Origin of the sequence: Paraburkholderia nodosa DSM 21604, assembly GCF_000519185.1 — a bacterium.
GTDB lineage: Bacteria > Pseudomonadota > Gammaproteobacteria > Burkholderiales > Burkholderiaceae > Paraburkholderia > Paraburkholderia nodosa.
Map to the genome: position 1 here is coordinate 41,910 of NZ_JAFA01000023.1, position 14,174 is coordinate 56,083.

At 66.1% G+C, this 14,174-nt stretch carries 7 protein-coding genes and 1 pseudogene; 4 read left to right on the plus strand and 4 right to left on the minus strand.

The window, feature by feature from the left end:
• Nucleotides 1–16: 16 nt before the first annotated feature.
• The 4 genes and pseudogenes from A3CW_RS47880 to thpR form a co-directional block, all read left to right on the plus strand.
• Nucleotides 17–706: pseudogene (locus A3CW_RS47880) on the plus strand (transposase); the annotation flags it as partial.
• A gap of 650 nt (nt 707–1,356) precedes the next feature.
• Nucleotides 1,357–6,057, plus strand: coding sequence for a glutamate synthase-related protein (locus A3CW_RS0128265; protein WP_028206550.1), 4,701 nt, complete (start codon nt 1,357–1,359; stop codon nt 6,055–6,057).
• Between the two features lie 104 nt (nt 6,058–6,161).
• The gene (locus A3CW_RS0128270; protein WP_028206551.1) at nt 6,162–7,628 is read left to right on the plus strand and encodes a glutamate synthase subunit beta; all 1,467 of its coding nucleotides are present in this window, start codon (nt 6,162–6,164) and stop codon (nt 7,626–7,628) included.
• 303 nt (nt 7,629–7,931) lie between these two features.
• Nucleotides 7,932–8,492 (plus strand): RNA 2',3'-cyclic phosphodiesterase, encoded by a 561-nt coding sequence (gene thpR, locus A3CW_RS0128275; protein WP_051481766.1) that lies wholly within the window; start codon nt 7,932–7,934, stop codon nt 8,490–8,492.
• 33 nt (nt 8,493–8,525) lie between these two features.
• Here the strand turns inward: thpR and A3CW_RS0128280 are convergent, their stop codons facing one another.
• From A3CW_RS0128280 to A3CW_RS0128295, 4 genes are all read right to left on the minus strand, one after another.
• Nucleotides 8,526–9,902 carry a D-amino acid dehydrogenase gene (locus tag A3CW_RS0128280; protein ID WP_028206553.1) on the minus strand — a complete coding sequence of 459 codons (1,377 nt, stop codon included), beginning with the start codon at nt 9,900–9,902 and terminating at the stop codon, nt 8,526–8,528.
• Between the two features lie 49 nt (nt 9,903–9,951).
• A complete protein-coding gene (locus A3CW_RS0128285) occupies nt 9,952–11,247 on the minus strand; it encodes an MFS transporter (protein WP_028206554.1) in 1,296 nt (431 codons plus the stop codon).
• A gap of 262 nt (nt 11,248–11,509) precedes the next feature.
• Nucleotides 11,510–12,277, minus strand: coding sequence for an SDR family NAD(P)-dependent oxidoreductase (locus A3CW_RS52570; RefSeq protein ID WP_028206555.1), 768 nt, complete (start codon nt 12,275–12,277; stop codon nt 11,510–11,512).
• The gene (locus tag A3CW_RS0128295) at nt 12,274–14,031 is read right to left on the minus strand and encodes an ABC transporter ATP-binding protein/permease (RefSeq protein WP_028206556.1); all 1,758 of its coding nucleotides are present in this window, start codon (nt 14,029–14,031) and stop codon (nt 12,274–12,276) included. Before A3CW_RS0128295 ends, A3CW_RS52570 begins: the two co-directional genes overlap by 4 nt.
• Nucleotides 14,032–14,174: the final 143 nt, after the last annotated feature.

Here is a 14,174-nt window from a genome sequence, read left to right on the forward strand (position 1 = left end):
ACCAGGAAAATCGAGCATGGCACGGCTTGCACGTCTTTATGTTCCCGATCAGCCACAGCATGTGATCCTGCGCGGACTCGATCAGCAGCCCGCGTTCGTCGATGACCAGGACTACGAACTGTTCATCGACTGCCTGAAGGCCGCGGCGCGCGATCATCATCTGGCGGTTCATGCGTGGGTTTTGATGCCCGGCGCGGTGCAACTGCTCGTCACGCCTTCCGACGAATCCAGCCTGCCCAAGGCAATGCAGGCGGTCGGCCGGCGCTACGTGGCGCATTTCAACCGGCGCTATGCGCGTCGCGGCACGCTCTGGGAGGGGCGCTACCGCGCGACGGTTATCGAGGGCGAGCGCTTCTTCCTGCTGGCGAGCCGCGTCGTCGAGCTCGCACCAGTGCGCAGCCACCTCGTGACGGCGCCCGAAGACTATCGATGGTCGAGCTACCGGCATCACATCGGCCTCACCGTCGACAGCCTCATCACCGACCATCCGCTCTACTGGGCGCTCGGCAATACGCCGTTCGAGCGTCAGCGCGCGTATCGCGAACTCTGCGAGCAGGTGCTCGACGAGCGCGAAACGACGCAGCTCATGCAGGCCACGCTCAAGGGCTGGGTGCTCGGCAGCGACACTTATCGCGATTGGGCGTCGCGCACGGCGAACCGGCGCGTCTCGCCGCTGCCGCGCGGGCGCCCGCGCAAGGTGCGCGAAGCGCCGGGCGCGCCCGCGGCAACGCCGGGTGCCGTTGGCGCGGCGGCCACCGCGAGCGCGGCTTCGACACCTGCGGCCGGATCAGGCGGAGCCGGCGGTCAGTCGGCAGGCCATGGCGCCGCTCAATCTGGCCCTCATTCAACTCCGCACTCTGGCGCCACTCCGGCCGGCTCGACCCCGACGCATGGAGGAGGCCACGCGGGTAGTGGTTCAGCTACAACATCGGGGGGAAATCCGGGTAGCTCAAGTGGCCAATCCGGTGGTTCGCAGGGCTCCGGCAGCGGTGGCTCCTCCGGTTCGAGTTCGGAACACGACGAGCGCAAGCCGGGCACTGGCACCCACTGATTGCTTTCGGATCAAATGTTTACGACATAAACGGCATCTCCGGATGCCGTTTTCTTTCGCTCAAATTGAATGTGACCCCAATAAAAAAATGTGCGAATGCACCAACTCGATAATTGGGGTTCTAACATCACGTTTTATTTGCATCCCCTTGATTCGTCGCGTATATTCGCCTTTCGGCTCTCCTGGGCGCATAACGCGGGAAGCATGTAATACCCCGCGCAACGCCGTACAGCGGTCACGCAAGCGGCGTAAATCAAGAAAATGGATTCAACGGCTGGCAACAGCCCCACTCTGACGGTGTCCCCATGAACGATCACCAGCAGCGCGCCGCGGTGCCCGCCGCGCAAGGTCTCTATGACCCGCAAAACGAACACGACGCCTGTGGCGTCGGCTTCGTCGCCCACATCAAGGGCAAGAAGAGCCACGAAATCATTCAGCAAGGCCTGAAGATTCTCGAGAACCTCGACCACCGGGGCGCCGTGGGCGCCGATCCGCTGATGGGCGACGGCGCGGGCATCCTGATCCAGATTCCGGACGCGTTCTACCGCGAAGAGATGGCCAAGCAGGGCGTGACGTTGCCGCCGTTCGGCGAGTACGGCGTCGGCATGATCTTCCTGCCGAAGGAACACGCCTCGCGTCTCGCGTGCGAGCAGGAGCTCGAGCGCACGGTGCGCGCCGAAGGCCAGGTCGTGCTGGGCTGGCGCGACGTGCCGGTCGATCACGCCATGCCGATCTCGCCCACGGTGAAGGCGAGCGAGCCGCTGATCCGCCAGATCTTCATCGGCCGCGGCAAGGACGTGATGGTCACGGACGCGCTCGAGCGCAAGCTGTACATCATCCGCAAGACCGCGAGCCACCGCATTCAGGCGCTCAAGCTCAAGCACGGCAAGGAATACTTCGTGCCGTCGTGCTCGGCGCGCACGGTCGTCTACAAGGGCCTGCTGCTCGCCGGCCAGGTTGGCGTGTACTACCGCGACCTGCAGGACGAGCGCGTGGTCTCGGCACTGGCGCTCGTGCACCAGCGCTTCTCGACGAACACGTTCCCGGCGTGGGAACTGGCTCACCCGTACCGCATGATCGCCCACAACGGTGAAATCAACACCGTAAAGGGCAACGTGAACTGGCTGAACGCCCGTACCGGCGCGATCGCCTCGCACGTGCTCGGCGACGACCTGCCGAAGCTCTGGCCGCTGATCTATCCGGGCCAGTCCGACACGGCATCGTTCGACAACTGTCTCGAACTGCTGGTGATGGCGGGCTACCCGCTCGTCCACGCGATGATGATGATGATCCCGGAAGCCTGGGAGCAGCACACGCTGATGGACGAGAACCGCAAGGCGTTCTACGAATACCACGCCGCGATGATGGAGCCGTGGGACGGCCCCGCGGCGATCGCGTTCACCGACGGCCGCCAGATCGGCGCGACGCTCGACCGTAACGGTCTGCGTCCGGCGCGCTACATCGTCACGGACGACGACCTGGTCATCATGGCGTCGGAAGCCGGCACGCTGCCGATCCCCGAGTCGAAGATCGTCAAGAAGTGGCGCCTGCAGCCGGGCAAGATGTTCCTGATCGACATGGAACACGGCCGCATCATTGACGACAAGGAACTCAAGGACAACCTCGCCAACGCCAAGCCGTACAAGAGCTGGATCGACGCCGTGCGCATCAAGCTCGACGAGATCGAGCCGAAGGCGGAAGACGTCGCGACCGCGCGCGCCGAAGCCGCTGCGCTGCTCGACCGTCAGCAGGCGTTCGGCTACACGCAGGAAGACCTCAAGTTCCTGATGGCGCCGATGGCGATGTCGGGCGAAGAGGCGGTCGGTTCGATGGGCAACGACTCGCCACTGGCGGTCATGTCCAACAAGAACAAGACGCTCTACAACTACTTCAAGCAGCTGTTCGCGCAGGTCACGAACCCGCCGATCGACCCGATCCGCGAAAACCTGGTGATGTCGCTCGTGTCGTTCATCGGCCCGAAGCCGAACCTGCTCGACACCAACAACATCAACCCGCCGATGCGTCTCGAAGTGTCGCAGCCGGTGCTCGACTTCAAGGACATCGCGAAGATCCGCGCGATCGAGCAGTACACGGGAGGCAAGTTCAGCAGCTACGAGCTGAACATCTGCTACCCGGTGGCCTGGGGCAAGGAAGGCATCGAAGCGCGCCTCGCGTCGCTGTGTGCGGAAGCCGTCGATGCGGTCAAGTCTGGCTACAACATCCTGATCGTGTCGGACCGCCGCGCGGACCGCGACAACGTCGCGATTCCGGCGCTGCTCGCCACCTCGGCGATCCACTCGCACCTCGTGCAGCACGGTCTGCGCACGAGCACGGGTCTCGTCGTGGAAACGGGTTCGGCGCGTGAAACGCACCACTTCGCGCTGCTCGCCGGTTTCGGCGCGGAAGCCGTGCACCCGTACCTCGCGATGGAAACGCTCGCGCAAATGGCGCAGGGCCTGAAGGGCGACCTGTCGGGCGAGAAGGCCGTCTACAACTTCACCAAGGCAGTGGGCAAGGGCCTGCTCAAGGTGATGTCGAAGATGGGCATCTCCACGTACATGTCGTACACGGGCGCGCAGATTTTCGAAGCCGTTGGTCTGGCTGACGACCTCATCGCCAAGTACTTCAAGGGGACGGCCTCGAAGGTGGGCGGCATTGGCCTGTTCGAAGTGGCTGAAGAAGCGATCCGTCTGCACCGCGACGCCTTCGGCGACAACCCGGTTCTCGCCAACATGCTCGACGCGGGCGGCGAATACGCCTACCGCGTGCGCGGCGAAGACCACATGTGGACGCCGGACGCGATCGCCAAGCTCCAGCACTCGGCGCGCAGCAACTCGTACCAGACGTACAAGGAATACGCGCACCTGATCAACGATCAGACGAAGCGCCACATGACGTTCCGCGGTCTGTTTGAATTCCGCCTCGACCCGGCGCGCGCGATCTCGATCGACGACGTCGAGCCCGCCAAGGAAATCGTCAAGCGTTTCGCCACGGGCGCGATGTCGCTCGGCTCGATCAGCACGGAAGCGCACGCCACGCTCGCCGTCGCGATGAACCGCATCGGCGGCAAGTCGAACACGGGTGAAGGCGGCGAAGACGAGAAGCGCTACCGCAACGAACTGCGCGGCATTCCGATCAAGAACGGCGACACGATGCAGTCGATCATCGGACCGGAAGTCGTGAAGGACATCCCGCTCAAGGATGGCGACTCGCTGCGTTCGAAGATCAAGCAGGTGGCGTCGGGCCGCTTCGGCGTGTCGGCGGAGTACCTGTCGTCGGCGGACCAGATCCAGATCAAGATGGCGCAGGGCGCGAAGCCGGGCGAAGGCGGTCAGCTGCCGGGCCACAAGGTTTCCGAGTACATCGGCAAGCTGCGTTACTCGGTGCCGGGCGTGGGCCTCATCTCCCCGCCGCCGCACCACGACATCTACTCGATCGAAGACCTGGCGCAGCTCATTCACGATCTGAAGAACGTGAACCCGGTTTCGTCGATCTCGGTGAAGCTGGTGTCGGAAGTGGGCGTGGGCACGGTGGCGGCCGGCGTGGCGAAGGCCAAGGCCGACCACGTCGTGATCGCCGGTCACGATGGCGGCACGGGCGCCTCGCCGCTCTCGTCGCTCAAGCACGCCGGCACGCCGTGGGAACTCGGTCTGGCGGAAACGCAGCAGACCCTGGTGCTGAACCAGTTGCGCGGCCGTATCCGCGTGCAGGCCGACGGCCAGATGAAGACGGGCCGCGACGTGGTGATCGGCGCGCTGCTCGGCGCGGATGAATTCGGCTTTGCGACGGCGCCGCTCGTCGTCCAGGGCTGCATCATGATGCGCAAGTGCCACCTGAACACCTGCCCGGTTGGCGTGGCGACCCAAGATCCGGTGCTGCGCGCGAAGTTCTCGGGCCAGCCTGAGCACGTCGTCAACTTCTTCTTCTTCATCGCTGAAGAAGTGCGTGAAATCATGGCGCAACTGGGTATCCGCAAGTTCGACGATCTGGTCGGCCGCGCGGATCTGCTCGATACGCGCCGTGGTGTGGAGCACTGGAAGGCGAAGGGTCTCGACTTCTCGCGCGTGTTCTACCAGCCGCAAGTGGGCGCCGAAGTCGCGCGTATGCACGTGGAGTCGCAGGACCACGGTCTGGACCGCGCGCTCGATCACACGCTGATCGAGAAGGCAAAGGCCGCGATCGAAACGGGCGAACACGTCTCGTTTATCCAGCCGGTGCGCAACGTGAACCGCACGGTCGGCGCGATGCTCTCGGGCGTCGTCGCGAAGAAGTACGGCCACGACGGTCTGCCGGAAGACACGATCCACATCCAGTTGAAGGGCACGGCGGGGCAGAGCTTCGGCGCGTTCCTCGCACGCGGCATCACGCTGGACCTCGTGGGCGACGGCAACGACTACGTCGGCAAGGGCCTCTCGGGCGGCCGCATTATCATCCGTCCGACCAACGACTTCCGCGGCAAGTCCGAAGAAAACATCATCTGCGGCAACACGGTGATGTACGGTGCACTCGAAGGCGAAGCCTTCCTGCGCGGCGTGGCGGGCGAGCGTTTCGCGGTGCGTAACTCGGGCGCGACCGCGGTTGTCGAAGGCACGGGCGACCATGGCTGCGAATACATGACGGGCGGCACGGTGCTCGTGCTCGGCGAAACGGGCCGTAACTTCGCGGCGGGCATGTCGGGCGGTATCGCCTACGTGTACGACCCGGACGGCGCCTTTGCCAACAAGTGCAACAGGTCGATGGTTGCGCTCGACCCGGTCCTGCAACAGGCCGAACAGGAGCGCACTGTAGACCGCGCGCTGTGGCACATGGGCCAGACCGACGAAGCGCTGCTCAAGGGACTCGTCGAGCGTCACTTCCAGTTCACGGGCTCGACGCGCGCCAAGGCGCTGCTCGAAAACTGGGATGCGGCGCGCCGCCAGTTCGTGAAGGTGTTCCCGACGGAATACAAGCGCGCACTGACCGAACTCGGCGCGAAGAAAGCGAACCAGGAAGAACTGGCCGCCTGATCCGCAAGACGACGACTGAACGAAGACGAAGCGCCCGCCGCGCTCACTGAAGCGGCGGCGGGCGCGGTCCCCTCACCGAATAGATAGAGATAGACGAGAACCCTATGGGTAAGGCAACCGGTTTTCTCGAGTTCGAGCGCCAGCATGAGGCGTACGAAGCACCGCTTACGCGCGTGAAGCATTACAAGGAATTCGTGGCGGCGCTCTCCGACGCCGACGCGAAGATCCAGGGCGCACGCTGCATGGACTGCGGCATCCCGTTCTGCAATAACGGCTGCCCGGTCAACAACATCATTCCGGACTTCAACGACCTCGTGTTCCGCCAGGACTGGAAGAGCGCGATCGACGTCCTGCATTCCACGAACAATTTCCCCGAGTTCACGGGCCGTATCTGCCCGGCGCCCTGCGAAGCGGCGTGCACGCTCGGCATCAACGACGATCCCGTAGGCATCAAGTCGATCGAGCACGCGATCATCGACAAGGCCTGGGCCGAAGGCTGGGTCGCGCCGCACGTCGCGAAGCACAAGACGGGCAAGAAGGTTGCCGTGGTCGGTTCGGGCCCCGCGGGCCTCGCCGCCGCACAGCAGCTTGCGCGCGCCGGTCACGACGTGACGGTGTTCGAGAAGAACGACCGCGTCGGCGGCCTGCTGCGCTACGGCATCCCCGACTTCAAGCTGGAGAAGTGGCTGATCGACCGCCGCATGCGCCAGATGGAAGCCGAAGGCGTGACGTTCCGCACCAACGTGTTCATCGGCAAGGGCGAGCTGCCCGCGTACATCGGCAACACGGCGAAGGAAACCCTCTCGCCGGACGAACTGAAAGAGCAGTTCGACGCCGTGGTGATCGCAGGCGGTTCGGAAACGCCGCGTGACCTGCCCGTGCCGGGCCGCGAACTCGAAGGTATCTACTACGCCATGGAGTTCCTGCCGCAGCAGAACAAGGTCAACGCCGGCGACAAGCTGCCGAACCAGCTGCTCGCCAAGGGCAAGCACGTGGTCGTGATCGGCGGCGGCGATACGGGTTCCGACTGCGTGGGCACCTCGAACCGTCACGGCGCGAAGAGCGTCACGCAGTTCGAACTGCTGCCGCAGCCGCCCGAGGAAGAGAACAAGCCGCTCGTGTGGCCGTACTGGCCGATCAAGCTGCGCACGTCGTCGTCGCACGACGAAGGCTGTTCGCGCGACTGGGCGGTGGCGACCAAGCGCCTCGAAGGCAAGAACGGCAAGATCGAGAAGCTGATCGCCGCGCGCGTGGAGTGGAAGGACGGCAAGATGGTCGAAGTGCCGGGCTCGGAATTCGAGATGAAGGCCGATCTCGTGCTGCTCGCCATGGGCTTCACGCAGCCGGTTTCGCCGGTGCTCGAAGCATTCGGCGTCGAGAAGGATGCGCGCGGCAACGTGCGTGCCTCGACCGAAGGCGAGAAGGCGTACTACACATCGGTCGACAAGGTCTTCACCGCTGGCGACATGCGCCGCGGCCAGTCGCTCGTGGTGTGGGCGATCCGCGAGGGACGTCAGTGCGCGCGCTCCGTCGATGCGTTCCTGACGGGCAGTTCGGAGTTGCCGCGTTAAACCGCGGATTGGGACCAGAGTAAGCGCTAAAGCACTAACTCTGGTCGACACGCGAAGGTCGTCAGTGCGCGCGCTCCGTCGATGCGTATCTGACGGGCAGCTCGGAGTTGCCGCGTTAAATCCAGTGTGTCCCGCAATTCGCTGGGACGCACGGGAGACGGCAGGAGACGCAACGACAGAAGCCGGGCATCCGCAAGGATGACCCGGCTTTTTTACGTCCGTGCTGCGGGTTTGCATGGGCGCGCGCCTCGCGCGAGAGGATTACCATGACGCGATTGCCCGACCGAACGAGGCCCGCCGATCATGTCCGAAGCCCGCGAGACCGATCGTGACACGCAGCAATGGCGGCGCTGCTTCATCGCGCTTTCGCCCGCTGCGGCGTCGCGCGATGCGCTCGCCGCGCTGGACGTGCCGCCCAATGCGCGGCGCGTGCCCTATGCGCAACTCCATCTGACAGTGACGTTCATCGGCGCGATGTCGTTCGATCAGGGGCACGCGCTCTCGCGGCGGCTCGCCGAGCACGCGCCGCTCCTCCCGCCCGCGCAGGTCACGCATATCGAATGCTGGCCGGGACGCGCGCATCCGCGCCTGATGGTGGCCGTGCTCGCGATGTCGGATGCCTTCACCGCGCTCGACTGGCGTGTGCGCTCACTCATGGGAGACGTGGGATTGCCGCTCGACGCGCGAGCGTTCCGCCCGCACGTGACGCTCGCGCGCTTCGCGCGCGACGCCGTGGGCGCACCGGCGGCAAGCGGCGGGGAAGCGCTGCCGCCGTTGCGCTTCGAGTCGCTGGTGCTGTACTCGAGCACGCTGGCGAGGCAGGGCGCGCGCTACGAGGCGCTGGCGAGCGTCGCGCTCGCTTGAGGCGTCGTCGCGCGTTGGAGTCTTGACCGACGCTTAGTGGCGATACCGCGCCAGCGTCAATCCATCGAGATCGATTTCCGGCGCGCGCTGCGTGACGAGGTCCGCGAGCACGCGGCCCGAACCCATCGACATCGCCCAGCCCGTCGAGCCGTGCCCGACGTTCAGCCACAGGCCATCCACGCCCGACGTGCCGAGCAGCGGCGCACCGTCCGGCACCATCGGCCGGCGCCCCACCCAGAATTGCGCCGACGAAGGCGTCGCGGCGTGCGGGAACCAGTCGTCGAGCACCTTCATGAGCGTTTGCAGCGCCTGCTCGCGCAGCGTCGCGCGGTGGTCGCCCAGCTCCGCCGTCCCCGCCACACGCAGATACGGGCCGAAGCGCGTGATCGCCGTTTTGAGCGACTCGTCCATGAGCGCGGCGCGCGGCGCCTTCTGCTCGTCAACCACGGGCAGCGTGGCCGAATAGCCTTTCACCGGATACAGCGGCACCCGCACGCCAAGCGGCGCGACGAGCGCCGCGCTCTCCACGCCGAGTGCGACCACCACGGCGTCGGCGGCGAGCGTGTGCGGTTCGGTATCGCCTACCTCGTTCAAGTCCGCGGGGCGCAGCACCTGGGCGGGGGCGCGGCGATCCTCACGTCGCTGCACCCGCAGCTCGCGGCGGTTGTTCGCCGTGCGCCGCCCGGGCACCGCGCGTACGCGCACGCCGTTCACCTTGCCGCCCGCGGCCTCGAGCGCGAGCACTTCGGTATCGAACAGAAACGTGACGCCGCGTGCTTCGCATACGGAGCGCAGTTCGCGCGTGAAGCGTGCGCAGTCGCCGGCCTCGTCTTCGGGCAGATAGACGCCCGCCACCGGTTTCACGCGCGACCAGGCGAGCCCCGGCTCGACCTGCGCGCAGGCGGCGGCATCGAGTTCGCGATAGACGATGCCCGCATCGCGCAGCACGCCGAGCGCCGGTTGCGCGAGTTCGAGGTCATAGTCGCTGCGAAACAGCTGGAGATAGCCCTGGCTGCGCCCGTACTCGAACGCGTGCGTGGCGCGAAACGCGTGCAGGCATTCGCGGCTGTAATAGGCGATGCGCTGCATGCGCTGCTTGTTCACGCGAAAGCGCGCGAGATCGCATTCGCGCAGCCAGCGCGCGATCCAGCGCCACTGCGCGGCGTCGAGCGTGGGCCGGAAGATGAGCGGCGAGGTGGGCTTGAACAGATACTTGATGAGCTTCGCGGGCATGCCGGGCGCGGCCCACGGCGTGACATAGCCGGGCGCGATGACACCCGCGTTGCCGAAGCTCGTGCCGAGCGCAACGCCCGGTTCCCGTTCGACGACCGTGACGTCGCAGCCTCGTTCGCTCAGATAGTACGCAGTAGCGACGCCGATCACACCGGCGCCGAGGACGATCGTTTTCATGCCGGTCGCACAACAGGGAGGGACGGTCGGTATTGCAGCATGTTCGCGCTCATCGTGCAGTGGACTCCGCAGACGCTCGCTCGCTTCCGGCAGCAGGCGCTTCCTCGCTCAGCACCTTGCCCTTCGTCTCCGGCAGGCACAGCGCCGCGACGATCACGAGCAGATAGCCCGCGCCGGCCACCATGCCGATCGCCTTCACGAGCGAGATGGTCTGCGCGAACGTGCCCACGAGAATGGGGAAAAACGAGCCGAGCCCGCGTCCGAGGTTGTAGCAGAAGCCCTGGCCCGAGCCGCGGATCGCGTTCGGGTAGAGCTCCGAGAGATACGCGCCCACGCCCGCGAAAATGCCTTGCACGACGATGCCGAGCGGAAAGCCGAGCAGGAGCATGGCGGTGTCGGTGATGGGCAGCATCGTGTAGGCCATGCCGAGCGCAAACGAGCCGATGGCGAACAGGATGAACGAGGCGCGCCGGCCGATCCTGTCGCACAGGATCGCGCCGACGATATAGCCCGTGAACGAGCCGACGATCAGCACGATCAGGTAGCCGCTCGTGTTGAACACCGAAAGGTGGCGCACCGTCTTCAGGTAGGTGGGTAGCCAGGTGGTGATCGCGTAGTAGCCGCCGAGCATGCCGGTGCACAGCGCGCTGCCGAGCAGGGTAGTGGCCAGATGCGCGGGTGCGAAGATCTGCATGAAGTGGCTTTGGATCGCGCCGCTTTCGCGCGCGCGGCGCGTGGCGACGAACACGTCGGGGTCGCTCACGTTGCGGCGCACATAGAGAATCCAGAGCGCAGGCACGATGCCGATCCAGAAGCACGCGCGCCACGCGTATTCCTCGGGTAGCAGGGCGAAGAAGGCCCAGTACAGGATGGCGGCCGCGCCCCAGCCGAACGACCAGCTGCTCTGCACCGTGCCCACGGCTTTGGCGCGATGCTGGGGAGAGCGGATCGTTTCAGCCATCATCATCGTGACGACCGTCCATTCGCCGCCAAAGCCGATGCCCTGCAGCGTGCGCGTGGCGAGCAGTTGCCAGAACGAATGCGTGAAGCCGGAGAGGCAGGTGAAGAGCGCGAAGGTGGCGATGGTCCACTGCAGCACGCGCACGCGGCCGTAGCGGTCGGCGAGGATGCCGGCGAGCCAGCCGCCGATCGCCGAGGAGATCAGCGAGCTGGTCGCGATCATGCCGGCCTCGCCCTTGGTCATGCCCCAGGTCGCGATGAGCGTCGGGATCAGGAACGAGTAGATCATGAAGTCGAACGCGTCGACAGCGTAGCCGCCGAATCCCGCGTAGAGCGTGCGCCGCTCGCGCGCGTTCAACTCGGTGAACCAGTGAAAGTAGCCCACAGCGTGTCTCCCATATTTGTTGTGCGCGCAACGAGCCGGGTGAGCGGCGCGTGCTGTGCAAGCGACCCGGCTTGCGCAGACGCGTTGGGTGGCGTGTGCGCTTGACGCTGGCGGGCTGCGCGCCGTCTCCGGTGTGCTGGAGGGGTATTTTACGGTGCGAAACCGCGCTGAGGCGAGGGGCAATTTTTGGCGCCCGCTATCGTTATATTCCGATATTTAGTTCGCTAGCGAGCGAACGATGGCGCGTGGGAACCGCACGGCGCTAGAGCGTGAGCCCGCCATCGACATGAATCACCTGGCCGGTGATGTGACGCGCGGCGTCCGAGAGCAGGAAGGCGATGAGTTCGGCGACATCGGCGGGATCGGCCACGTGGCCGAGGGGCGTTTCCTGCGCCGCGCGCTCCCACACCGGCGCGTTTTCCGGCGTGGGGCCCTTGTCCTTGCGCGTATAGCCCGGCGCGACGCAGTTCACGGTCACGCCGTGCGGCGCGAGTTCCGCCGCGGCGGTTTTTGCCAGCGATTCGAGCGCGGCCTTCGCGGCGGCGGTGGCGGCGAACGGCGCGCCGGCGCGGTAGCGGTGCGCGACGAACGAACTCAGCGCGACCACGCGGGCGCGCGCCGAGCGTTCCAGCGCCGGCTGCGCGCGTTGCACGAGCGCCGCGAACGCGGCGGGCATGGCCGCGAATGCGCCTTCGAGCGACGCGGCGTCGAGCGCGGCGAGCGTCTGGCGCTGCGCATGCCCGGCGTTGGCGACGAGCTGGTCGAGCGTGCCGAAGTGCGCGAGCGTGGCGTCCACGAGTGCGCTCGCCTGGCCGGCCTGCGCGAGATCGCCGTACGCGGTGGCGCAGGTCGAGCCGCGCTGCTCGCACTCGGCGGCGACGGCGGCGAGCCGGGCGCGCGACGCCTCATCCGCGCCGCGTGCGTGCAGCATCAACGCCGTGTGAGGCGCCGCGATGCGCCGCGCGAGCGCCGCGCCGATGCCCGAGCCCGCGCCCGTGATCAGCACGACGCGCGCCGCGCTTGCGCTCACGCGGCAACCCGCTCTTCCGGCATGCGCTCGATCTCGAGCGTGTCGTGGTGGTACGCCGCGAGCGACTCGCGGTGCGCGACGCTCACGATCGCCGCCTTGGGCAGGCGTTCCATGAACAGCTTGTAGAGCCGGCTTTCGTTGTCGGGATCGAGCGCGCTCGTCGCTTCGTCGAGGAACAGATAGTCGGGCTTGTGCAGCAGCACGCGTGCGCCAGCGAGGCGTTGCTGCTCGCCCGGCGAGAGCACGCGCGACCAGTGCGCCGATTCGGCGAGGCGATCCATGTACTCTTCGAGGCGGCAGGCGCGCAGCGCTTCGCGGCAGTCTTCGTCGCTGTAGTCGTCGGCGGGCGAGGGGTAGGTGAGCGCCGCCTTGAGCGTGCCGATGGGCAGATAGCTCTGCTGCGGGATGAACATCATGCGCGCATCCACAGGGGCGTCGATCGAGCCTTCGCCGAATGGCCAGAGGCCCGCGAGCGCGCGGATCAGCGTGCTCTTGCCCGCGCCCGAGGGGCCGCGCACGAGCCAGCGCGAACCCGGCTTGATGGCGATGTCGCGCACTTCCGAGAGCGGCGTGCCGTTGGGCAGCGAAAGCTTGAGGTGCTCGGTGGCGAGCTCGTTGTTGTCGATGAAGTGCAGGTTGATGCCGCCATGCTCGGTGGCGGGCGAGACCGATTCCTTCAGGCGCGGCGAGTGCACTACACGCACGAATTCGCGCAGACGATTCACGGTAGCGCGCCATTCGACCAGCGTGGAGTAACTGTTGATGAACCACGAGAACGAGTCGCTCACGGTGCCGAACGCCTGCGAGATCTGCATCAACACGCCGAACGTGAAGGCGCCCGCGAAGTAGCGCGGCGCGGCCACCACGAGCGGGAAGATGATGGCGATCTGGCCGTAGAAGCTCAGCACGAAGGTGAGACGCTTCGTGTACTTCATCACGCGCCACCAGTTGTCCTTGATGTGCGCGAAGAGGCCTTGCGCGTTGCCGCGCTCGGTGTCCATGCCGTCGTAGAGGGCGATCTGCTCGGCGTTTTCGCGCAGGCGGATCAGGCCGAAGCGGAAGTCCGCTTCCACCTTTTGTTGCTGGTAGTTGATCGACACGAGCGGGTGGCCGACCTTCTGGATCACGAGCGAGCCGAACACGGCATAGAGCGCGGCGGCCCAGACCATGTAGCCCGGAATCGCGAGCGGCTGGCCACCCAGCGTGACGGTGAGCGCGCCCGCGAGCGTCCACAGGATCGTGATGAACGAGATGAGCGTGACGACCGTCGAGAGCAGGTCGAGCGTGAGCGAGAGCGTGGTCGTGGCGAACGACTGGAGGTCGTCGCTGATCCGCTGGTCGGGGTTGTCGGCGAGGCGGTCGCGCTCGATGCGGTAGAACGCGCCCTTGCCGAGCCACTCGCTCAGGAACCGCGTGGTGAGCCACTGACGCCAGCGAAAGCCGAGCATCTGGCGCAGATAGCGGCCATACACCGCGAGGATGATGAAGCCGAACGCCAGTTCGGTGAAGGTCATCAGGAGCGGCGGGAAGCGCTTGACGTCCTTGGCCTGCAACGCGTTGTAGAACTCCGCGCTCCAGCCGTTCAGGCGCACGTTGATCCACACGACGAGCAGGTTCATCACGATGATCGCGACGAGCAGGCCCCAGGCGATCCAGCGTTCCTCGGAGACCCAGTAGGGCTTGATCAGGCTCCACGCGGTGATCTTCTGATGCTCGTTCTGATCGGGCGTGGCGCGGGCAGGTTGGTTGGTCATGTGCGTCCTGAAGGTGTGGCGGCCCGCTGGGGGCATGCGCCGCGCGCCGCACGGCGGCAGCGTTGCAGCGATTTTGCAGCGATTCTGTCGTCGGGCGCTTAAGTGAGTCTTAACGGGGCACAGGCGGAGTCAAAACCGGCGCC